Below are 22,021 nucleotides of genomic sequence, written 5' to 3' on the forward strand. Positions count from 1 at the left end.
CTCCGTCCAACCAGCACGTTCGTCCCGGGCTCTTACGGATGAGTCCGCCGCGCCCCCGTGCGCGGCGGCCGGCCCGGATCACGGGCACGGAGGACGCCCCGGTGAGCCCCGGTGGGCGCCTGGTGGCCCGGCGCGACTACCTCGGAGGGCGCAGGCGGGCGCGGTACTCCCCCGGGGCCGTGCCCCGGGCGCGTCGGAAGGCGCGGCTGAAGGCGTGCGGGGAGGCGTAGCCGACGGCGCCGGAGATCGACTCGACCGGCTCGTCGGTGTCGCGGAGCCGGACGGCCGCCAGGTCGAGCCGCCACCGCGTCACGTACGCGCCCGGCGTCTGTCCGAGGGCGGACCGGAAGTGCCTGGTCAGTGTCGCCCGGGAGACGCTCGTCGCGGCGGCCAGGGAGTGGGTGGTCCAGGGGTGCTCCGGCCGGGCGTGCACGTGTGCCAGGGCGTCGCGTACGACCGGGTCACGCATCGCGCCCAGCCACGAGGTGGACCGCTCCTCGGGGTGGCGGGCCAGCCAGGCGCGTACGAACTGGACGAGCAGCAGGTCCACGATGCTGTTGATCGCGGCGGTGGTGCCGAGCTGCGGCTCCGCCAGCTCCGCGGCGAGGAGTTCGACGGTCCTGCTGAACTGCGCGTTCTGGCCGGCCGTGACGTGCATCGGCCGGGCGAGCGAGGTGAGCACCGGCGTGCTCACCTCCGGGTCCTGCTCGTAGTGCAGGACGATCACCTCCGTGTGCGGCGGCGCCGAGCCCAGCCGCAGCGCCCGGCCGTCACCCATGGCCCGGGCCGCCGCCTCGCGGTCGCAGGAGCCCATCGTCACGCTGGCGGCGCCGGCGAGTCCGTGCGCGGTGCCGGGGGGCGCGAGTACGGCGTCCCCGGCCCGCACCTTAAGTGGCCGCTGGCCCGTGGTGTGGAGCCAGACCGTGCCACGGGAGACCACGTGCAGCGCCGCTCCCGGCGCGCCGTCCAGCCACAGGCCCCAGCTCCCGCCGGCCTCCACCACGACGCCCAGCGCGCCCCGCGCGCCCGACACCCGCAAGACCTCCGCCAGCACGTCCATGGGCCCATCCTCGTCCACCCCGGCCGACCGCCTCCCCGGGTGGGGAGGCGGCGTACGTACCACGCTCTCGTACGTGTCCCCGCCCACCGTGTCCCCGCCCACGGCCTCAGGCCACGTCGAGCACGACCTTTCCGTGCACCGTGCGCGCGAACAGCGCCCGCACGGCGTCGCCCACCTCCCGCCAGTCGCCGCGCAGGCCGACCGGGACCGTGAGCCGGCCGGCGGCGACCAGGCCCAGCAGGTCCGTCAGCTCGCCGCTGGTCGAGGTCCGGTCGCCGTAGGTGGCGATGGTGCGGGGTTCGCCGAAGCCGAACAGGGCCTCCGGCGGGAACGTGGTCGCCTCCCCCGACGAGCAACCGACCAGGTGAATGGTGCCGCCCTCGGCGAGCCGGTTCCACGCCTGGGCCACCAGCGGCCCGCCGACCGTGTCCAGGACGAGGTCGAACAGGTCCTCGGTGGCGGCCAGCTCGGCCGGGTCGGTCAGGACCGCGTCGGCGCCGAGTTCGCGCAGCCCGGCGGCCCGGCCCGGCGAACCGACGAGCGCCGTCACCCGGGCCCCGGCCAGCGCCGCCAACTGGACGGCGAAGTGCCCCACGCCACCGCTGGCGCCGGTGACCAGCACGTTCCGGGCCAACAGGGACCGCTTGCGCAGCACCCGCAGCGCGGTGACCCCGGCGATGCCCAGCGCGGCGGCGTCGGCCAGCTCCACGCCGTCGGGCACGGTGCCGAGCCAGCCGGGGCTCACGGCCACCCGCTCCGCCCACGCGTGGGGCGTCATGCCCAGCGCGACGCGCGCCCCCACCGGCGGCCCCGAGCCGTCGGCGGCGGCCCGCACCACGACCCCGGCCGCGTCGTGCCCGTGCACGGCGCCGTCCGGCCACAGGTGCAGGTAGTTCAGCTCCCCGAAGTTGAGCGCGATGTGCCGCACCTCCACCACCGCCTCCCCGACGGACGGTACGGGCTCATCGACATCGGCGAACCGGACAGGCCCGGCTTCACCCCGGGCAACGACAAGTGCGCGCATGGGATCAACTTCCTTCTTTTCGTGGCGCTTTGGGGGTGCCGTACGTGTCGCGCTTCTGGTGTGACCGCGGGGCGGCGTGACCGCTCGGCGGCGTAGTGACGTGGTGGCGGGGCCGTGGATCGAGGGGTGTTGACGCCGCGCCGGACGCCCCGTTGCCGCCCTCCTGGAACCCTACGCAGCGACGGGGCGGGGACCCAGTCCCGTGTGGATCAACCAGTTGGCCGTCTGTGTCAGTGCGGCGCGCGACGGGGGGCGGCCGGCGCATCCGACAGGGCGCACGGATTCACGTCCGGTTCCACCAGCCCGTACCGGTGGTGTAGTTGCCCGGGCAGCGCAAGGCATGCCACGCCCTCGCGCGGGCGGCGGACCGGGACGGGGTGAGGGTGGATGGCGTGGGTGCAGACGTTGAGTTGGGTCGTCGCGGTCTCGCTCGGCGTCCTCGCCTGTCGGTGGGCGTCCTATCCGGGCTCATGGGTCGCGATGTTCGGCGCGGAGTACGCGAAGCCACGCGGTGAGCTGCGCCGCGTCCGCGAGGAACTCACGGCCGCCAGGCGCGCCAGCGCCCACCGACTGGAAGCAGCCACGGAGCGGCTCAGGGTGGCCAGGGCCGCGTACCAGGCCGAGGTGGACGGCGCCGAGCGACGGCTGCGCAGCCTGCGCGCCCCCGCGCCCGGGAGCCGGGTCACCTGGCTGGGCCGGATCGCCGTGCACGAGGAGGCGCTCCGACTCTTCGACGAGGACGGCCCACTCGACGAGACGGGCCGCCACCGCACGCCCGCCAGCGGGCCCAGCACGGACCTCCCGCTCGCCACGCTCACCGTCGACTGCGCCCCGTCGGACGACCCACCGGAGACGTGCGTGACCCTCACGTCCGGTAACTCCGTGTCGTACGAGGTCGGCTACGCCCACCGCGAGTACCCGGAGGCGAACGTGCGCCAGTTCGTGTCGGACGTACGCAGCGCCGTCGCGCGGGCGCGGGAGGCCCAGGCGGCGCGGGAGCAGCACATCGCGGCGGCCGAGGCCGACCTGGCGGCGGCCCGCGCGGCGACGGAGGACGTCGACGCCGCGCGTACGCGCGTGGAGCGGGTGAGGACGGCCGAGCGTGTGGACCCGGAGGTCAGGCGGGCCGCGGACGCGCTGGAGGCTCAACGCGACAGGTGGCACGCCATCACCGGGCGTCGGCCCTGGCGGTAGGCCGCTGGCGGCCGGTTCCCGGGTTGCGGCGTCGCGCGGCGGCGCGTCAGCGCGGCGGCGCGTCAGCGCGCCAGCGCCCGCGCGTCGTACGGCGGCAGGGGGACGGTGCCGGGTGCCAGGTCCGGCGACGGCATGTGCCAGTGGCCCGCGCGGCCCCGTAGCACGCGGGCGCGCTGGGCGGTCCACGGGGCCCTGTCGGTCAAGAACGGCACCGTACCCGGACTATCGCGAGCCACCTAGATTTGCGACCGAGCAGGATCGGGCACGAGCGAGGCACAACCGAGCAAAGCCGAGCGGGGCCCCGGCGGGGTCGGGATGCGACCCGGGGAGAGGGCTCGCGGGCGGGCGGTGCCGGGCCAACCACGAGGCGTCCGGCTGGTGCGCACGGCCCCATCTGCTCAGGTGGGGGTGCGCGGTGCGAACGGAGAGAGCTGCCGATGGCAACCGTTGGCGTGGAAGAGGAGTACCTGTTGGTTGATCGGGTGACGGGACAAACGGCACCACACGCGAAGGCCGTGCTGAGAGCGGCCGAGTTGGAGCCCCTGATCGCCGCGGAAGAGGTGCAGTTGGAGCTGTTGCAGGCACAGGTCGAGGTGGCCACGCCGGTGTGCCACACGCTGGCGGAGGCGGGAGGGCATCTGGTGCGATTACGGGGCGCCGTGGCGGCGGCGGCGCGGGAACACGGGTGCGGTCTCCTGGTCAGCGGCACGCCACCACTCCGCGATGACGCCCCCGTGGCGGTCACCGACGAGGCCCGGTACCGCGCCATCCAGCAGCAGGCCCCGCAACTGGTCGGGGAACAACTAGTCAACGGCATGCACGTGCACGTCGCCGTCCCCAGCCGGCGGATGGGCGTCGAGGTGCTGAACCGGATACGGGTGTGGCTGCCCACGCTCATCGCGATGGCGGCGAACTCGCCGCTGTGGAAGGGCGACGACACCGGCTTCGCCAGTTGGCGCACGATCGTCTTCGGCCGCTGGGCGGTCGGCGGCATGCCGCCGCACTTCGCCGACGAGGACGACTACGCGCGGCGCGTCCGGCAGTTGCTCGACACCGGCGTCATCCGCGACGTGGGCCAGCTCTACTGGCAGGCGCGGCTGTCCGAGCGCTACCCGACGGTCGAGGTGCGCTCCCTGGACGTGCAACTGCGCCCGCACGAGGCCATGTTGTTCGCCGGCCTGGTGCGCGCGCTGGTCGACACCGCGATGCGGGAGGCGGAACTGGGGGTCGCGGCGCCGGAGGCCAGCGCCGAGTTGCTGCGGCTCGCGGTGTGGCAGGCCGCCCGGCACGGGCTGAGTGGCGACCTCATCGATCCGGACGGCCGGCGCCGGGCCGCCGGCGACGTGGTGCGGGACCTCCTCGCGCACGTCACGCCCGCGCTCAAGGAGGCCGGTGACACGCGTGAGGTGACGAGCCTGACCCACCGGCTGCTCAGCGAGGGCACCGGCGCCGACCGGCAGCGCCGGGCCCTGGCCGCCGGCGGGCTGCCCGCGGTGGTGGAGATGATCGCCGCGGCCGGCGACCTGCGCTGACGGCTCCGCCACCGGCGCTACCCCCGGCCCCGGTGCCGCCCCCCGCCGCACCACCGTTGATGGCCGCACGCGCGCGCCCTGTTGGCGGCGCACGCGTGCGGCTGGTGGTGGGGCACGTGTGCGGCTGGTGGTGGGGTGCGCGGGCGCTGACTGGCGAGGGGGCACGGGGGCTGGCTGGCGGGGGGCGCGGGGGGCGGTTCGTACGCGCGCTGCGGCTACCGCCGCTTGAACTCCACCGGGCCGCCGTTCATCTCGACCGTGCCGTCCACGTGCAGGACCGGGCGCCGCTCGGTCATGCGGGCGCTGCACGCCTCGACGTGGTGGATGGCCGCCCCGTCGGGGGAGCCGAAGTCGATGAGGGCGATGGCGACCCAGTAGCGGGTCATGGTGTTCTCGAAGAGGGGAACGGTGACCGTGGAGCCGCGCCCGTCGGTGATGACGACCTTCGCGCCGAAGCTGCGGAAGGAGCCGTAGCCGTTGCTGACGGCGGAGTACGCGCAGAGCAGTACGTAGCCCTGCTCGTCGGGCCGTACGATGCGCACGGACTCGCGGCCGGGGGCGCGAGCGTCGCCGTCGAGGCGGATGTAGGGGCGCTGCTTGAGCGAGCCGAGGTGCTTGTAGTAGACCGCCTCACCACCCTTGCCCTGCTTGTTCTTGCTGTTCTTGACCTTCTTGGGCTTGCCCGTAGGCTGGGCCTGGTCCGGCTCGGCGTCGCTCGGCGCCACCAGCGGATCGCCCTGGGGCTTGTGGCCGGCCTTGACGAGGGTGCCGGGCGTCTTGGGGCCGCGCAGCGCCTTGGTGGCCGGCACGAACAGCGCGTACAGGTCGAGATCGGCCCCCAGCTTGCGCCGCCGCTCGCTGCCGCCGTCCCATTCCAGCGCGGCCTCGACCACCAGCTCCCGGTCGTGCTTGTCCAGGTCGATCGCGGTGCGCCCGCCCTTGTCCAGGCTGATGCTGCCCAGCGGCGGCTTCCGCAGGTTGGCCCGGGCGGGGACCGGGGCCGGGCTCGGTGTCGGAGACGGGGCCGGGGACGGTGTTGGCGTCGGGGCGGCCGGGTTCGCGGCGGGGGCGGGTGTGCCGTTGGTGGCGCCGGCTTCGGCTTCGTCGTGGTCAGGCTCGGCCTCCTCCGCCACGGTGATCCCGTAGTCGGTGGCGAGTCCCGCGAGGCCGTTGGCGTACCCCTGGCCGATGGCGCGCAGCTTCCAGCCGGGACCACGGCGGTAGATCTCGGCCAGGAGTACGGCGCGTTCGCCGTCGGTGAGGTCCGGCTGGTGGAAGACGATGGGCTCGGCGCCCGACTGCTCGACGCGGATCGTCACCTGCTTCACCCCGTGGAAGGTGCGGCTGGCGTCGTCCGGGTCGCAGCTCCCCACCAGGACGACCCGGTCCACGTCGGCGGGCAGCCCGGCCGGGTCCACCTCGACGCGCTCGGGTCCCTCGGCGTCGGCGGCGAGGTGGCGTACCGCGTCGGACTCGGCGGCGGGTTGGTTGTAAAAGACCATGTCGTCGTCCGACCTGACCTTGCCGTCCGCGGCGACCAGCAGCGCGCTCAGGTCGACCACGTCGCCCTCCGCGTGCAACGCCGCGACGAGCCGCCCCGTCGCCACCGCCGTGTTCCCGCCCTTGCCAAGCTCCGGCATGCTCCCCCGCCTCCGCTGTCGCTCCACGGTCTGTGACGGGTCAGCCTGTCACATAGCACGACAATGTGGCACACCCGCCCCATCAACACCATGGGTATCGTGTGTTTCAGATACCTGGTCAGGCGGGTTCAGGAGGGTTCAGGCGTAGGTCAACGCCCGGATCTGCCGGGAGCCGAGGGCCGCGCCACGAACCCCCTTCAGTCGCCGAGTGGGTCAGTGTGTACGGGAAGCAGGATGCGGAACGTGGCGCCCTGGCCGGGGGAGGTGTGGACCTCCATCCGGCCGTGGTGGGCGGCGACCAGGGAGTGGGCGATGGACAGGCCCAGGCCGGCGCCGCCGGTCCGGGTCCGGCCTCGGGCGGTGTCGGCGCGGTAGAAGCGGTCGAAGACGCGGGCGGCCTGTTCGGCCGTCATGCCGGGGCCCTGGTCGCCCAGTTCGAGGATGGCCAGCGCGTCGTGTGTGCCCACACCGATGCGGACCGGGGTGCCGGCCGGGGTGTGGGCGATGGCGTTGCCGATCAGGTTGGACATGACCTGGCGCAGCCGCGCCTCGTCCCCCAGCACGGGGGCGGCTCCCGGCGGGCCGCCGCCGGGGCCGGTCAGGGTGACCGTCCGGTCGGGGGCGAGGGCCCTCAGGTCGTGCAGGGCGTCGGCCGCCAAGGTGCGCAGGTCCATCGGGGTCGGCTCCAGCGGCAGCTCGGTGCGCGCGGTGGGGTCCTCGTCCAGGCGGGCCAGCAGCAGCAGGTCCTCGACGATGTGCGCCAGGCGGGCCGATTCGCGCTCGATGCGGTTCATCGCGGTGTCGACGTCGGCCCGCTCGGGCATGCCGCCCATGCGGTACAGCTCGGTGAAGCCCTTGATCCCGAACAGGGGGGTACGCAGTTCGTGGCTGGCGTCCGCGACGAAGGCGCGCATCCGGTCGTTGGTGGCCGCCCGTGCCGCGTCACCGGCCTCGATGCGGTCCAGCATGCCGTTGAGCGCGGCGGCCAGGCGCCCCAGTTCCGTACGGGTGGAGGAGGCCAGGTCGGGGACCCGTCGGGAGAGGTCGCCGCCGGCGATGGCGGCCGCGGTCGTCTCGATGCGGCGCAGGGGGCGCAGCCCGGCGCGTACGGCGAACCAGCCGATGACGCCCAGCAGGACGAGGACCAGGGAGTCGATCACCAACATCCGCACTCCCAGGCCCCGGATCGTGCCGTTCACCTCCTCCAGTGAGCCGGCCACGACGATGCTTCCCGTGGCGGACGTGTCCCCGTCCGTGTTCCTGTTCCTCTCCTCGCCCCTGTCCTTGTCCCCCTCCCTGCCCCCGTCCCCGTTCTGGCGTGGCGGGGAGGGGGCCGGTTGGGCGATCACGCGCCAGTCGTGGCCGTCGCCCGACGCCTCGAAGGGGGCGCCGCCGCGGGCCGCGACCGCCGCGGCGTCCAGGCGCGGCAGCTCGGGTACGTCGCCCACCGCCGGGCGGGGGCGCTGCGACAGACTGCCGTCGGCGTTCAGACGGACCACGTAGACGTCCCCGGTGAGCTGGCGCTCCACCGCGTCGCGCTCCGGCGGCGCGGTGGCGTCGGGGTGCGTGCCGGGATCGGGGAGCCGCACGGCCGCCGCGGCGGCCGTGCGCAGCCGCTCGTCCATCTGGTCCACCAGTTGCCGCTGGAGGAGCGTGATCAGCAGGGCGTTGCTGGCGAGCAGGGCGGCCACGACCAGCAGCAGGCAGATGATCACCAGCCGGGTCCGCAGCGACAGACGCGCGGCGCCACGGCGCGGGGACGTCGTGTTCACTTCCTCGGCCCGCGCAGGACGTAGCCGATACCGCGCACGGTGTGGATGAGCTTGGTCTCGCCGGTGTCGATCTTCCGACGGAGGTAGCTCACGTAGGAGGCCACGATGGAGTCGTCGCCGCCGAAGTCGTAGTGCCAGACCTGGTCCAGCAGTTGTCCCCGGGACAGGACCTGTCCGACGTTCTCCATCAGGACGCGCAGCAGGTCGAACTCGGTCGGGGACAGCGGGACCGGCACGCCGCCCCGGGTTACCTGGTGGCTGTCGACGTCCAGTTCCAGATCGCCGACCGTGAGGCGGTTCACGGGTTGGTGGCCGCTGGTGCGGCGCAGTACGGCTTGGATGCGCAGGACCAACTCCTCCAGGTTGAACGGCTTGGTGACGTAGTCGTCCCCGCCCACCCGCAGCCCGCTGATCCGGTCCTCGGCCGCGTCCCGTGCGGTGAGGAAGAGGATCGGCGTGTGCCCCGTACGCGCGTGCGGGCGGGCGCGCAGGCGGCGGGCGACCTCGAAGCCGTCGATGTCGGGCAGCATCACGTCCAGCACGACCAGGTCTGCGGCGTGCTCGCGTACCGCGTCCAGCGCCTGCGCGCCGGTCTCGGCGGTGTCCACGTGGAAGCCGGCCAGCCGCAGGCTCGCCGACAGCAGCTCGCGCAGGGTGGGCTCGTCCTCCACGAGGAGCAGGCGTTGTCTCGTTGTCATGGCATCTGCCCCCGACCGGCGATCTACGGCGCGCCCAGTGTCCCCGCCGCGTCAGGCGTCGCGCCCGCGGAACACGACGAACGCCGCCGCGAGGAGTGCGGCCACGCACCCGGCCATGACGCCGAGCCCGGCCCAGGGGGCCAGTGCGTCCGGGTCCCGGACGGCGGTGATGATCCGTCCGCCCGCGAGGGGCGGCCAGAACTTCGCGACCCCGTCGCCGAGCGCGCCGGGCAACGCGGGCGCGAACGCCCGCACGATGAGCATCACGCCGAACAGCGTCGTCACCGTGGCGGTCGTGGAGCGGATCACCGCGCCCAGGGCCAGTCCGAGGAGGGCGGCCAGGGTCAGGTACAGGCCGCCGCCGAGGACGCCGCGCGTCGCCGCGCCGTCCGACAGCGCCAGGTGTGGGGCGCCCGCCCCGGACAGCGCGGCCTGTCCGACGAGGAAGGCGCCGAGCGACACCACGATCCCGACCGGCAGCGCCACCCCCACCAGCACCAGGGCCTTCGATCCCAGGACCCGGGCCCGCCGCGGTACGGAGGTGAGGGTGGGCACGATCGTGCGCGCCCCGTACTCGGAGGTCATCACCAGGCCGCCCAGCAGGCCGAACGCGATCTGCGCGACCAGGTAGCCCATCAGGCTGGTCTCCAGCGGGTCGAACTCGGCCCGGTCGGCGGGTGACAGGTCCGGGTACTCGTCGCCCGCCGACGAACCGTTCAGCGCGGCCAGGCCCACGGCGAAGGCCAGCGCGCCCAGGATCACGAACAGCGTCGAGCGCATCGTCCGGATCTTGACCCACTCGGCGCGCAGGCTGTGCCAGAAGGTCGCCCGGTCCGACGCCGCGCTGTTCGACGCGGGCCGCCGGCGGCCCGCGCGGGCGCGCCGCCGCGCCGGGGCCGGCGCCGGCTCGGGGTGCGCGAGAGGCTGGCTCATCGGTTCGTCTCCTTCTCGGCCTGGTACTCCACCGCGTCTCGGGTCAGGTCCATGAACGCCTTCTCCAGGGACGCCTGTTGTGGGGTCAGCTCGTGCAGCTCCACCTCGACCGCCGCGGCCAGGGCCCCTATCGCGGCGGCTTCCAGGCCGGTGACCACCAGCGTGTCGTCGCCCTCGGTCCGCACGTCGGCGGCGCCAGCCAGCAGCGGCCGGAGCTTCTCGGCCTGGGGGGTACGCACCAGGACCCGGCGCTCGGAGTGCGCCGCGATGAAGTCCTTCATCGCGGTGTCGGCGATCAGCCTGCCGCGCCCGACGACGATGAGATGGTCCGCGGTCAGTTCCATCTCGCTCATCAGATGGCTGGACATCAGCACCACGCGTCCCTCGGCGGCCATCGCGCGCATGAGCGAGCGAATCCACACGATGCCCTCGGGGTCGAGACCGTTGAGGGGCTCGTCGAAGACCAGGACCGGCGGGTCGCCCAGCAGCGCGGCGGCGATCCCCAGGCGCTGGAGCATGCCGAGGGAGAACGTCCCGGCCCTGCGCCGCGCGACCTTCTCCAACCCCACCTCGGCCAGTACCTGGTCCACGCGGCCGCGTGGGATTCCGCTGCCGGCCGCGAGGGCGAGCAGGTGGTGGAAGGCGGTGCGGCTGGGCAGCACCGCGCCGGGGTCCAACAGGGCCCCGACCGCCTTGAGCGGGGCGGGCTGGGCGGCGTACGGGCGGCCGCGCACGGTCGCGGTGCCCGAGCTGGGGGCGTCCAGACCCAGAATCATCCGCAGCGTCGTCGACTTGCCGGCGCCGTTGGGCCCCAGGAAGCCGGTGACCTCGCCCGCGCGGACGCCGAAGGTCAGGTCGTCCACGGCGAGGACCTCACCGTAGCGCTTGGTCAGTCCACGTACTTCGATCATCAGGTCTCCACGGGCCGACGGTGGCGGGGTGCCCGCGATGGCCGCGAGCACCACGCCACCGTCGCCCGCGGACATGGGAGCGCATGGGAGAACATGAACGCCGCATGCCGCCCCTGCCCCGGTGACCTGCGCCGATCGGGGCGTCAGCCGCCTTCGGGGCGGGGACCTCACATGAAACTCACACGAAGGCCCGCTCCCGCGCGGGTACGGAGGACGCGGCAGCGCTCCGCGCGCGGTCGAGTCGGCCGCCGGCCGTCCGTTCACCACCCCTGTCGCCGGACGGGCGCCGGACGGACGCCGTGCGGGCGCCGTGCGGGCGGGCGCTGCGGCGTCGCTACGCCTGTCGCCCCCACGTCGCCGGTGACCACAGCGACGAGCGGTTCAGGGACTGGGGGCAGTGGCGGTAGACCTCGTCTATCTCGATGAGGACGGCCAGGCTCGGGCGCCCGCCCTCCGCCGTCAGGGCGTCGAAGAAGGGGGCGTCGGTGAGGACGCGGGCCCGGCCGTTGACGCGCAGGATGGTGCGGCTGCCGGGGAGCAGGTAGAGCAGTCCGGCGTGCGGGTTGTCGACGATGTTGTGCAGGCTGTCGCCGCGCCGGTTGCCGGGGCGCTCCGGCAGCACCAGCGTGCCGGGGTCGAGGACGTGCGTGAAGCCGGGGTCGCCTCCGCGCGGCGAGGCGTCACAGGTGCCGTACGCGTCCGAGGTGGACAGCAGGCAGAACGGGGAGCGGGCGACGAAGTCCCGGTCGTCCGGGTCGAGGCGGTCGTGAACCTTGTCGATGACGATCGGGTGCGGCTCGCCGAGCAACTCCCGTAGCTCGGCGTGCGAGTCGAGGGTGACGTAACCCGAACCGCTCGCGGTGGGCGTGGCCGTGGCGTGCTCGTGCTCGTGCTCCGGGGCAGCGGCGTCGGTCCTGCTGGGCAAGGCGTCTCCCGGTGGTGGTGGGTGGTGCGGGGCTGTCTGTGGTGGCCGGCGTACGGCGGTGGGTGTACGGCCGGACGGCGGTGGGGCGGGCGTACGGCGGTAGGCCGGGGGCGTACGGCGTCTCAGTGGGGGCTTGGCCGCCGGGGCCGGGGCGGGGGACGTGGTGGGTTCCGGGGCCGGGGCGGAGGGTGCGGTGGGGTCCGGGGTGGTGGCCGGTGGTCGGGTGCCGTGGCGGCCGATGGGGAGCATGAGGGGGCGGCCGGAGACCGGGTCCTCGATGATGCGGCTGTTGAGGCCGAAGACGGCGCGTACGGACTCCTCCGTGAGGACCTCGTGCGGCGGGCCCGCGGCGTGGAGTCGGCCGTCGGCCAGGGCGACGATGTGGTCGGCGTAGCGGGCGGCGAGGTTGAGGTCGTGCAGGACCATGACGACGGTCGTGCCGCGCTCGTGGTTGAGGTCGGTGAGCAGGTCCAGGACCTCGACCTGGTGGCTGGCGTCGAGGAAGGTGGTGGGCTCGTCCAGCATGAGGATGTCGGTCTGCTGGGCCAGCGCCATCGCGATCCACACCCGCTGGCGCTGGCCGCCGGAGAGTTCGTCCACGGAGCGGTCGGCGAGTGCGGTGGTGTCGGTGGCCTCCAGCGCCGCCGCGACCGCCGCGTCGTCCTCGCCGCTCCAGCGCGAGAACATCCGCTGGTGCGGGTGGCGCCCGCGGCCGACCAGGTCGGCGACGGTGATGCCCTCGGGCGCCACCGGCGACTGCGGCAGCAGGCCGAGGGTGCGGGCCAACTCCTTGGCGGGCAGCCGGTGTACCTCCTTGCCGTCCAGGACGACGCGGCCGGCGCGCGGGGACAGCAGCCGGGACATGGACCGCAGCAGCGTCGACTTGCCGCAGGCGTTCGCGCCCACGATCGCCGTGATGCGGCCCGGCGGCACAGTCAGGTCGAGTGAGTCGACGACGGTGCGGTCGCCGTAGCCGAGGGTGAGCCCTTCGGCGGCCAGGGAATGGGGCTGGGTCACAGCGAGCCTCCCGCCCGGTTGGTGCGGATGATCAGGTAGACGAGGTAGGGCGCGCCGAGCACGCCGGTGACGACGCCGACCGGGTAGCGGGTGTCGAAGGCGTACTGGCCGGTGAAGTCGGCGACCAGCACCAGCAGCGCGCCGACCAGGCCGGCCGGGACCAGCAGCGAGCCGCCGGGGCCGGTGATGCGGGCGGCGATGGGGCCGGAGAGGAAGGCGACGAAGGCGATCGGGCCGGCGCCCGCCGTGGCGAAGGCGATGAGGCCGACGGCGGCGATGATGACCGTGATCCGGGTGCGTTCGACGCGTACGCCGAGCGCCGCGGCGGTGTCGTCGCCGAGTCGCATGGCCGACAGGTTCCGGGCCTGCGACAGGAGTACGGGTCCGAGTACGGCCAGGGCCAGCGCGGCGGGCCTGGCCTGGTCCCAGGTGGTGCCGTTGAGGCTGCCGGTCAGCCAGCGCATGGCCTCCTGGAGGTCCCACTCGGCGGCCTGCGAGAGCACGTACGCGACGACGCTGTCGAGCATCGCCGCCATGCCGATGCCGATCAGGATGAGGCGGGTGCCGACCACGCCGTCCTTGAACGCCAGCGTGTAGACGAGCAGGGCCACGGCGAGGGCGGCGGCGATGGCCAGGGCCGACACCTGGGTCTCGCCGAGCGAGAGCATGACGATCGCGACGGCCGCCGCCGCGCTCGCGCCCGAGCTGATGCCGATGACGTCGGGGCTGGCGAGCGGGTTGCGCAGCATGGTCTGGAAGGTGACGCCGGCCAGGCCGAAGCTGAAGCCGGCCACGGCGGCGAGCGCGGCGCGCGGCAACCGCAGCCGCCCGACCGTGAACGTCGCCCCGGGCACCTTCTCGTCCAGGACCACCCGGACCACGTCGGCCAGCGGGTAGTTCGTCTGCCCGTACATCAGCGAGCCGACGAACGCGAGCAGCACCAGGACGGCCAGCAGCGCGATGACCGCGCGCCGGCGCAGCGCCCGGCGGACCCGGCCGCGCGCCACGGCCCGCACGGCCTCCACGGCGGACGGGGCGAGCGGGGCCGGGGTGGGTGACGTGGTGGACGAGGTGGTGGGGGCGGTGGGGGAGCCGGCGCTCACAGGGCACGCACCTTCTGCCGACGGACGATCCAGATGAAGAAGGGGGCGCCGACCAGCGCCGTCACGATGCCCACGTCGATCTCGGCGGGCCGGGCGACGACCCGGCCGACGACGTCGGCGGCGGTGAGCAGCGCCGCGCCGAGCAGCGCCGAGAACGGCAGCAGCCAGCGGTGGTCCACGCCGACCAGCAGCCGGCAGGCGTGCGGGACGACGAGGCCGACGAAGCCGATCGGGCCGGCGACCGCGGTCGCCGCGCCGCACAGCACGACGGCGCCGAGCGCGGCCACGCCCCGGGCCAGCGCGACCCGCTCGCCGAGCCCGGCCGCCAACTCCTCGCCGAGCGCGAGCGAGTTGAGGGCCTTGGCCGACAGCAGGCAGATCGCGAAGCCGACGGCGAGGAAGGGCAGCACGTGCCCGATGCGCTCGTACGAGGCGCCGCCCACGCCGCCGATCTGCCACAGCCGGAAGCTGCCGGCCAGGTCGTTGCGGGGCAGCAGTACCGCGGTGACCAGCGAGGCGAAGGCGGCGGAGGTGGCCGCGCCGGACAGGGCCAGCTTCAGCGGCGTGGCGCCGCCGCGCCCCAGCGTGCCGACGCCGTAGACGAACGCGGCGGCGAGCGCGGCGCCCGCCATCGCGACCCAGATGTAGCCGGTCGGCGAGGTGAGGCCGAAGTACGCGACCGAGACGGCCACGGCCAGCGAGGCGCCCATGTTGACGCCGAGGACGCCCGGGTCGGCCAGCGGGTTGCGGGTCACGCCCTGCATGACCGCGCCCGCCAGCCCGAGCGCCGCGCCGACCAGCACCGCGAGGAACGTGCGCGGCACGCGCTTGACGACCGCCGCCCGCTCCAGGGTGTCCTCCGCGCCGCCGATCCCCGCCCAGACGTCGGACCAGCCGACGGTGCGGGAGCCGAAGGCGACGGAGGCCACCATCAGCGCGGCCAGCACCACGACGGCGACCAGCAGCCACAGGGCGCGCACGCGCGCCGGACGCCGCACCACGGCGACGTCCGGCGTACGAGGGGTGGTGTCCGTGGTCACTTGACCTTGTCCGCGGCCTTGGCGAGCGCGGCGACGTAGTCATCGAGCACCCACGAGATCGACAGCGGCGTCGGGTTGGCCGCGGTCGCCAGCGGCGAGGTGCCGGGCAGCAGGTACATCGAGTCGCGCTTGATGGCCGGAAGCTTGGAGACCAGCGGGTCCTTGCGCAGCGTCTTGGCCAGGGTGCCCTTGTCGTCGCCGTAGCCGGTGACGATGTCGACGTCGTTGAACTCGTCGATCTGCTCGGCGCTGCGGGTGAGCGCGAACTTGTCGGTGCCCTTGGACGCCTTGGCGACGCTGTCCGGGATCTTCAGGCCGAGGTCCTCGAAGAAGAGCGTGCGGGTGTCGTTGGCGGTGTAGAAGCCGACCTCGCTGACGTCCCCGGGGTCGATGTGCGTCATGAACATCGCCGACTTGCCCTTGAGCTGCGGGTACTTGCTGACGGTGCGGGAGATCTGCCCTTCCAGGTCCTTGATCATCGCCTCGCCCTTGCCGGCGAGCCCGATGGCCTTGCTGTTGGACCGGATGATCTCGCGCCACGGCGTCGCCCACGGGGCGTCCGGGTAGACCACCACGGGGGCGATCTCGCTCAGGGTCTCGTAGTCCTGCTTGGTCATGCCGGAGTAGGTGGCGAGGATGACGTCCGGCTGGGTGTCGGCGACGGCCTCGAAGTCGATGCCGTCGTTCTCGTCGAACAGGACCGGCGTCTTGGCGCCCAGTTCGTCCAGCTTCTTCTCCACCCAGGGCAGCACCCCGTCGCCGTCGTCGTCACCGAAGTCGGCCTTGGCCATGCCGACGGGGACCACGCCGAGCGCCAGCGGCACCTCGTGGTTGGCCCAGTTGACGGTGGCGACGCGCTCGGGCTTCTTCTTGATGGTCGTCTTGCCCAGGGCGTGCTTGATGGTGATCGGGAACGTGCCGTCGGCGACGGGCCCGTCGCTGGACGCGGAACCGTCGGTCTTTGCGGAGGCCGAGCCCTTGGCGCCGTCGGCCTTGGCGTCGTCGCCGTCCGACGAGGAGCCGCCGCAGGCCGCGACGGTCAGGAGCGCGGCGGTCGCGGCCGCCGCGGTGAACAGGCGCAAGCGAATGGAACGCATGATGGTCGAACCCCACTGATCCGGATGGCCAGGTGCCGGTCCTCGCACGCCTGGGTCCGGGGAGGCCGTCGTGGAGTAGTGCACCACTGTCGAACACAAGCACTTAGGTAAGCCTTGCCTTCGCACCTTAAGAGGTCGCCGATCACTGTCGCAACCAGTCTTACGAGACAGCCGATGTAGCGATCCGGACACGAACCCAAGGCGCGCATGGGGAAATAGGGCGTGTGGACGGGTCGGTGCTGTCCGAAAAAGTGGTGCCGGGGGCCGGGGGCGGGGGCCCGGGCTGGGCGGGGGCCCGGGGCGGAGGCGGCGGGCGGGGCGCGGGCGCGGATCGGGGTCGACCGGGGTCGATCGGGGCCGGTCGGGGGCCGACCTCGGAGTCCGCTCCCGAGGTCGGTCTCAGAGGCTCGGGGCCGATCTCGGGGGCCGCTCCCCCGGCCCGGTCAGGAGACCTGGAACGCGCCCGGCGTGAGGCCGGTCGTGCGCCGGAAGGCGGCGCCGAAGGCGCTCGCCGACCGGTATCCCACCTCCACCGCCACGGCCTCCACCTCCCAGCCCCGGGCCAGCAGCGCCACGGCGTGCTGCGCCCGTACCGAGGCGACCCAGCGCGCGAAGCTGGTACCGGTCTCCGCCGCGAAGGCCCGGCTGATCGTCCGCGCGCTCACGGCCAGTTCGGCCGCCCACCGCGACAGGGTCCGCTGGTCGCCGGGGTCCGCGCGCAGCGCGTCGGCGATCGGGCGCAACAGGGCCGAGGTGGGCGCTTGGACGAGCAGTTCGCGCGGCGAGGGTTCGAGGACGTCGAGCACCAGCGCCTCGGTGACCTTCCGCGACGACGCGGACAGGCCCGGCTCACACAGCCGCTCAAGCAACAGCCGCAGCAGCGGGGTGATCTCGACGGCCACCGGTGTGTCGGAGAGCGAGGGCGTGGTGTGGAAGCCGAAGAAGCTCGCCCGGAACCAGGTCCCCGCGATCGCCGACCCCGAGTGCAGCGTGCCCGCCGGCATCCACAGCCCGAGCGCGGGCGTGATCGTCCACACCCGCGCCCCGACGACGGCACTGGACGCGCCCCGCTCGTTCCACAGCAGCTCGTGGAACGGGTGCGAGTGCTCGCCCCAGGTGGTGTCGTGCGCGACGACCTCGTCGTACGGCTGGATCGCGAACGGCACCTCGACCGCCCCTGCGGCCACCACCGGCAGCGACCGCGTCTCGCGCACGGTCCGCCCGGCCGGCGCACGGGACGCCCCGGCCGCGCGGGACACCCTGGCGGTACGGGGCGCGCCGACGGGGCGGGCCCCGGTCGGGTGGGGCACCCCGGTCGGATGGGGCACCCCGGTCGGATGTGGTGCGGCCGGGTACGGGGCGGCCGGGTGCCGGGGGGACGACATGGCCTCACCCTAAGACCCGGCCTCCGGTGGCATCACCGCCCCTCCGGCGGTCGCGGACGGTCGCCGCTGCCGCGCCAGGCGGCGTACAGGCCGGAGACGGCGACGGCGATCGCCGCCAGCGACTCCGGCGCGACGCCGCTGAGCACGAGCCCCACGGCGGTGCCGAGCACGGCGAGGAAGACGACCAGGTCGTGCACCCGGTGGGCGCGACCGATGTGGCTGGTACGGCGGGTACGGCGGACGCCGGGGGCCCGGCTGGCGCGCCGGGTCTGGCCGGTGTGGCGGGCCTGGCCGGTATGGCGGGATCGGCTGGTGCGGCGGGATCGGTCGGTGCGCTGGCTCATGGTGAAGTCCCCGTTCACGGTGGGCGAGGGCGTCTGTGACGATGTGGTCAAGGCTCGCGGCGGGTCGGGGTGCTGCGGCAGGCGCAGCGGTGCTGCCGGTCAACTGGCAACACGCGCGTGTACGGGCGGACGTGCGGCACGGGGTCTGGCACGGGTACGGGCCGCGTACAAGATCGGGGGCTACGGGGCACGATGAGCGAACTGAAGCCGGTCAACCAGGGCATGGGGCCCGACGTGGCGGCGCTGGCCGTCGCGTTACGGGACCTGTTCCAGGGGCTGGGCGTATCGACCCGGCGCTACGCGGCCCGCCGCGCGTACGACTCCTCCACCGTCTCCCGCTACCTGAGCGGCAGCCATATGCCGCCCTGGGAGTTCGTCCTCAACCTGCTGCACGACGTGGCCGAGGAGCGGGGCACGGTGCCGACCGAGCAGACGATCGCCATGCTCCGCGATCTGCACAACGCGGCGCTGAGCGGCAGCAAGTCCCCCGCACACAAGGTGCAGTTGCTGGAACGGAAGCTGGCCGAGGCCGACCAGGAGGCGCGTCGGGCGGCGGCCCGCGAGCGCTGGTTGGAGGACGCGCTCCAGGACCGCGAGCACCGCGTACGCGACCTCCAGACGCGCTTCCACGAGTTGCAGGCGTCGGCCAGCGCGTCCGCCTCGTCCGAGCCACTGGGCGACGCCGCCGCCGGCGAGCGGGCCGACGAACAGGCCCGGCTGCGCGAGGAGGTGCGCGAACTCAGGGAGGAGCTGGCCCGCGTGCGCGAGCGGCACCAGCGGGCGGAGGAGCGCTGCGAACAGTTGGAACGCCAACTCGCCGACGCGGAGGGCGGGTCGACCGAGGCGAGTGAGGACGCGCTGCTGCCGGAGGTGGTGCACCGCGCGACCGAGACGACCCGCGTCCCCGAGGACACCGGGCCGGCCGGGTCCGCCGGGACGGCGGAAGCCGAGGTGCACAACCGGTTCATGGCGGCACCCGGCTCGGCGCCGGTCAACTCGGTGTACCAGATCGGCCACGTACACGGCAGCGTCACCGTGAACGCTGACGACTGGCAGGTGGACGAGGAGATCGTCGCGGCGGTCAGCGTCCGGGTGTGCGAACTCGACGGACACCTGGGCAACGGCCTGCTGCTGGATGCCCGGACGGTGATCACCTCGGCCCGGTTGCCGGCCGACCCGCTGTTCAGCGGAGTGCACGTCGTCGTCGCCGGGCGCCTGGTGGAGGTGGCGGCGGTGGTCGAGACGCTCGCCCTTCCCGAGCTCGACCCGCTCTGGTTGCGATACCCCGCTCCCCTGGTGGTGCTGCGCCTCGCCGAGCCCGTCCCCGTGCCCGAGCAGCCGCTGACCTTCGACTGGCGCCCCCGCCCGGGCCGACAGCTCCTGGTCAGCGCGCACGCGGCGACCGGCCCCTACTCGTGCGTCCTCGACGTCAGGGGCCGCACGGGCGACTGGCTGCGGGTGGCCGGCGAGGTGGTGCGCGGCCTGATCGGCGCGCCGGCCTTCTCCAGTACGGGCGGGCTCGCGGGCCTCGTCCTGGCCGAGGGCGGGCAGAGCGGCCTGCTGCTGCCCGTCGCCGCGCTGCGCGCCCTCACCTCGGTCCGGTTGGAGGACCCGACGACCCAACTGGACGACGATCCGGCCGGGTCGCGGCCGGGGCCCGCCGGGCCGACGTCGGCCTAGGACCGCGCCTGACCCGCGTACCCGAGGCGTCGCGACGTGACCACCCGGCACCCGTTCCCCCCGCCCGCCCCACGCCCAGGACTCACGCGTTAAGGGCCCCACGCGCAAGGCCCCGCCCCGACCCTGGTGTGTGGTCGGGGCGGGGCCCGGGGCGGGCTGCCGGGTGAGGGTCAGCTCAGGGCGGCGAGCGCGGCGTCGTAGTTCGGCTCGTCGGCGATCTCGCCGACCAGCTCCGTGTGGAGGACCTTGTCGTTCTCGTCGAGCACGACCACGGCGCGCGCGGCCAGGCCCGCCATGGGGCCGTCGGCGATGGCCACGCCGTAGGCGTCGAGGAACTCGCGGCCACGCAGCGTGGAGAGGGTCTTGACCTGCTCCAGGCCCTCGGCGCCGCAGAACCGGCCCTGCGCGAAGGGCAGGTCGGCGGAGATGCAGAGCACCACGGTGTTGTCGAGCTTGGCGGCCCGCGCGTTGAACTCGCGCACGGACTTCGCGCAGGTCGGGGTGTCCACGCTCGGGAAGATGTTCAGGACCTTGCGCTGGCCCGCGTAGTCGGCCAGCGTCTTGTCCGCCAGGCCCTCGCCCACCAGGCTGAACGCGGGTGCCTGGGCCCCCGTCTCGGGCAGTTCGCCGGTGACCTGGACCGGGTTCCCCTTCAACGTAACCTGCGCCATGAAAAGCCTCCTGCCAGCGGTGTCCATCGTCGGTGCAGCACGCCCGATCCTAGTGCGGAGGCGGCCCCCGGAACCGGGCGCCCCCCGCCGGCGCCCGCATCGCGGACGGGCCCGCGTCACACCTGACGCGCCGTTTCGAACCGGCCCGCTACCCCGCCAGCCGGACCGGTGACTACGACCGTGGGACCAGTCGGCCGCCCTGTCGTCCGCCCACGGGTGGAGTTCGGCCCCGTCCGACAGACGGTTTCGTCCGAACTGTCGTACGCGAGAGGGTCGATCCGTACGACCACCACCGACAGGAGGGCCCCCACCCGTGCGCAACAGACGACCAGCCGCCTCCCTCATCGCAGCGAGCGCGGTCGCCGCGCTGATCCCCGCGCTGGCCCCGGCCACGGCCACCGCTGCGGACACCGCCAGCGCGCCACGCGTCGCCCAGCAGCAGTTCGCCCCGCAGAAGCTCAACTGGAAGCGGTGCGCCCCCGACGCGCCGGCCGCCTTCCAGTGCGCCACGGTCAAGGTGCCGCTCGACTACAGCCGGCCCCAGGGCAAGAAGCTCGACATAGCGATATCCCGCGTCAAGGCCAGCTCTCCGGACCAGCGGCGCGGCGTGCTGTTGCTGAACCCCGGCGGGCCCGGCGGCGCGGGTCTGGACATGCCGGTGTACATGGCCGAACAACTGCCCAAGTCGGTCAAGAGCCGCTACGACCTGATCGGCTTCGACCCGCGCGGCGTGGGCCAGAGCGCGCCGGTGACCTGCGGCCTGTCGTACGAGGAGCAGGTGTCGGACCGCCCGTACAAGGCGGCCACCTTCCCGAGCGACGTGCGGTGGGCCCGCATCGTCGCGAAGAAGTGCGCCACCAAAAACGGGGCGAAGCTGCCGCACCTGACCACCCGTAACACCGCCCGCGACATGGACGCGATCCGCGCCGCGCTCGGCGAGAAGAAGGTCTCCTACCTGGGGTACTCGTACGGCACCTACCTCGGCGCGGTCTACGCGCAGATGTTCCCGGCGCGCGCCGACCGGTTCGTGCTGGACAGCGCGGTGGACCCGCAGCGGATCTGGCGCGGGATGATCCAGATCTGGGCGGAGGGTGCCGAGCCGGCCTTCGACCGGTGGACCCGCTGGACCGCCGAGCGCGACGCGAAGTACAAGCTCGGTCGCACCGCGCGCGAGGTGCGCGGCACGTTCTGGAAGCTGGTCGCGCGGGCCGACCGCGACCCCATCGTCATCGACGGCCAGAAGATCACCGGCGACGACATCCGGGCCGGCCGCGCCGTCTTCTTCAGCGTGCGCGAGGCCGCCGAGGCCGTCGTCGAGCTGAAGAAGGCCGCCGACGGCGGCAAGGCGCGCATCGCCCGGCTGCCCGAGATCGTCAAGCCCGCGACCCCGCCGACGTTCAGCCGGACCGCCGCCGCCGAGGACAACGGGACGGCGGCCTTCTGGTCCGTCGTGTGCGCCGACACCCGCAACTGGCCGCACGACCCCGAGACATACCGCCGCGACGCGATCCGCGACAAGGCGAAGTACCCGCTGTACGGCGACTTCGCGTCCAACATCACCCCGTGCGCCTTCTGGGGCAAGGGCAGCGAGCCGGCCACCAAGGTCAACAACAGGGTGCCGTCGCTGATCCTGCAGAACGAGTGGGACTCCCAGACCCCGCTGCCCAGCGGCGTCGGCGCGCACAAGGCCATGAAGGGCTCGCGGATGGTCACCGTCGCCGGCGGCGAGGGCCACGGCATCTACGGTTCCGGCTCGTGCGCCGACAAGACCGCCACGGCGTACCTGACCACCGGCAAGCTCCCGGCCAAGGACCTCACCTGCAAGGCCCCCGAGCCCAAGCTCCAGAAGTCGGTCCGCCTCCCGTCCCCGACCGCCGCCCCGACTGCGGGCCGCTGACCCGTACCTGGCATCTGATCGCCTGAGTTCGGCCACCCCGCCCCCGTTCCCGACCGCGCCGCCGGTGGGAGCGGGGGCGGGTGCGTGGGGGGCGTTGG

General features: G+C 73.8%; 19 protein-coding genes and 1 pseudogene. 4 read left to right on the forward strand and 16 right to left on the reverse strand.

What is annotated here, in order from left to right; genetic code table 11:
* Nucleotides 1-136: 136 nt before the first annotated feature.
* Nucleotides 137-1,060 (reverse strand): AraC family transcriptional regulator, encoded by a 924-nt coding sequence (locus OYE22_RS14780; protein WP_277320840.1) that lies wholly within the window; start codon nucleotides 1,058-1,060, stop codon nucleotides 137-139.
* Nucleotides 1,061-1,166: 106 nt separating this feature from the next.
* Nucleotides 1,167-2,084 (reverse strand): zinc-binding dehydrogenase, encoded by a 918-nt coding sequence (locus tag OYE22_RS14785; RefSeq protein WP_277320841.1) that lies wholly within the window; start codon nucleotides 2,082-2,084, stop codon nucleotides 1,167-1,169.
* 387 nt (nucleotides 2,085-2,471) lie between these two features.
* Between OYE22_RS14785 and OYE22_RS14790 the strand changes: the two genes are divergently transcribed.
* Nucleotides 2,472-3,278: a hypothetical protein gene (locus tag OYE22_RS14790; protein ID WP_277320842.1), complete on the forward strand. Its 807-nt coding sequence runs from the start codon at nucleotides 2,472-2,474 to the stop codon at nucleotides 3,276-3,278.
* A gap of 62 nt (nucleotides 3,279-3,340) precedes the next feature.
* Here the strand turns inward: OYE22_RS14790 and OYE22_RS14795 are convergent, their stop codons facing one another.
* Nucleotides 3,341-3,481 carry a hypothetical protein gene (locus OYE22_RS14795; RefSeq protein ID WP_277320843.1) on the reverse strand — a complete coding sequence of 47 codons (141 nt, stop codon included), beginning with the start codon at nucleotides 3,479-3,481 and terminating at the stop codon, nucleotides 3,341-3,343.
* 234 nt (nucleotides 3,482-3,715) lie between these two features.
* Here OYE22_RS14795 and OYE22_RS14800 point away from each other — a divergent pair, with 234 nt between their 5' ends.
* On the forward strand, nucleotides 3,716-4,810 hold the full coding sequence (locus OYE22_RS14800) for a glutamate--cysteine ligase (protein WP_277320844.1): 1,095 nt from the start codon (nucleotides 3,716-3,718) through the stop codon (nucleotides 4,808-4,810).
* 215 nt (nucleotides 4,811-5,025) lie between these two features.
* Here OYE22_RS14800 and OYE22_RS14805 read toward each other — a convergent pair whose 3' ends face one another.
* The 12 genes and pseudogenes from OYE22_RS14805 to OYE22_RS14860 all read right to left on the reverse strand — a co-directional run bounded on the left by OYE22_RS14805 (nucleotide 5,026) and on the right by OYE22_RS14860 (nucleotide 17,675).
* Entirely contained in the window at nucleotides 5,026-6,450 is a 1,425-nt protein-coding gene (locus OYE22_RS14805) for a TerD family protein (protein ID WP_277320845.1), read from the reverse strand.
* A gap of 197 nt (nucleotides 6,451-6,647) precedes the next feature.
* Nucleotides 6,648-8,222 (reverse strand): HAMP domain-containing sensor histidine kinase, encoded by a 1,575-nt coding sequence (locus tag OYE22_RS14810; protein WP_277320846.1) that lies wholly within the window; start codon nucleotides 8,220-8,222, stop codon nucleotides 6,648-6,650.
* Nucleotides 8,219-8,920 (reverse strand): response regulator transcription factor, encoded by a 702-nt coding sequence (locus tag OYE22_RS14815; protein ID WP_277320847.1) that lies wholly within the window; start codon nucleotides 8,918-8,920, stop codon nucleotides 8,219-8,221. The genes OYE22_RS14810 and OYE22_RS14815 overlap by 4 nt, the downstream gene beginning before the upstream one ends.
* Before the next feature lie 51 nt (nucleotides 8,921-8,971).
* Nucleotides 8,972-9,853, reverse strand: a complete 882-nt coding sequence (locus OYE22_RS14820) for an ABC transporter permease (protein WP_277320848.1) — start codon at nucleotides 9,851-9,853, stop codon at nucleotides 8,972-8,974.
* Nucleotides 9,850-10,764, reverse strand: coding sequence for an ATP-binding cassette domain-containing protein (locus tag OYE22_RS14825; protein ID WP_277324134.1), 915 nt, complete (start codon nucleotides 10,762-10,764; stop codon nucleotides 9,850-9,852). Before OYE22_RS14825 ends, OYE22_RS14820 begins: the two co-directional genes overlap by 4 nt.
* Before the next feature lie 334 nt (nucleotides 10,765-11,098).
* The gene (locus tag OYE22_RS14830; protein WP_277324135.1) at nucleotides 11,099-11,938 is read right to left on the reverse strand and encodes an MSMEG_1061 family FMN-dependent PPOX-type flavoprotein; all 840 of its coding nucleotides are present in this window, start codon (nucleotides 11,936-11,938) and stop codon (nucleotides 11,099-11,101) included.
* A pseudogene (locus OYE22_RS14835) lies at nucleotides 11,918-12,706 on the reverse strand (ABC transporter ATP-binding protein); the annotation flags it as partial. The pseudogene OYE22_RS14835 and the gene OYE22_RS14830, both read right to left, overlap by 21 nt.
* Entirely contained in the window at nucleotides 12,703-13,713 is a 1,011-nt protein-coding gene (locus OYE22_RS14840; RefSeq protein WP_277324136.1) for an iron chelate uptake ABC transporter family permease subunit, read from the reverse strand. The pseudogene OYE22_RS14835 and the gene OYE22_RS14840, both read right to left, overlap by 4 nt.
* A 92-nt stretch (nucleotides 13,714-13,805) precedes the next feature.
* Complete coding sequence (locus OYE22_RS14845) at nucleotides 13,806-14,849, reverse strand: iron ABC transporter permease (protein ID WP_277320849.1); 1,044 nt, start codon at nucleotides 14,847-14,849, stop codon at nucleotides 13,806-13,808.
* Entirely contained in the window at nucleotides 14,846-15,946 is a 1,101-nt protein-coding gene (locus tag OYE22_RS14850; RefSeq protein ID WP_277320850.1) for an iron-siderophore ABC transporter substrate-binding protein, read from the reverse strand. Before OYE22_RS14850 ends, OYE22_RS14845 begins: the two co-directional genes overlap by 4 nt.
* 443 nt (nucleotides 15,947-16,389) lie before the next feature.
* On the reverse strand, nucleotides 16,390-17,331 hold the full coding sequence (locus tag OYE22_RS14855) for an AraC family transcriptional regulator (protein WP_277320851.1): 942 nt from the start codon (nucleotides 17,329-17,331) through the stop codon (nucleotides 16,390-16,392).
* A gap of 32 nt (nucleotides 17,332-17,363) precedes the next feature.
* Nucleotides 17,364-17,675 (reverse strand): hypothetical protein, encoded by a 312-nt coding sequence (locus OYE22_RS14860; protein ID WP_277320852.1) that lies wholly within the window; start codon nucleotides 17,673-17,675, stop codon nucleotides 17,364-17,366.
* Nucleotides 17,676-17,867: 192 nt separating this feature from the next.
* On the opposite strand from OYE22_RS14860, the gene OYE22_RS14865 reads away from it, so the two are divergent.
* On the forward strand, nucleotides 17,868-19,355 hold the full coding sequence (locus tag OYE22_RS14865; RefSeq protein WP_277320853.1) for a hypothetical protein: 1,488 nt from the start codon (nucleotides 17,868-17,870) through the stop codon (nucleotides 19,353-19,355).
* A 170-nt stretch (nucleotides 19,356-19,525) separates the two neighbouring features.
* Here the strand turns inward: OYE22_RS14865 and tpx are convergent, their stop codons facing one another.
* Complete coding sequence (tpx, locus tag OYE22_RS14870) at nucleotides 19,526-20,026, reverse strand: thiol peroxidase (protein WP_277320854.1); 501 nt, start codon at nucleotides 20,024-20,026, stop codon at nucleotides 19,526-19,528.
* 313 nt (nucleotides 20,027-20,339) lie between these two features.
* On the opposite strand from tpx, the gene OYE22_RS14875 reads away from it, so the two are divergent.
* On the forward strand, nucleotides 20,340-21,923 hold the full coding sequence (locus OYE22_RS14875) for an alpha/beta hydrolase (protein ID WP_277320855.1): 1,584 nt from the start codon (nucleotides 20,340-20,342) through the stop codon (nucleotides 21,921-21,923).
* Nucleotides 21,924-22,021: the final 98 nt, after the last annotated feature.

Origin of the sequence: Streptomyces sp. 71268, from assembly GCF_029392895.1 — a bacterium.
Lineage (GTDB): Bacteria > Actinomycetota > Actinomycetes > Streptomycetales > Streptomycetaceae > Streptomyces.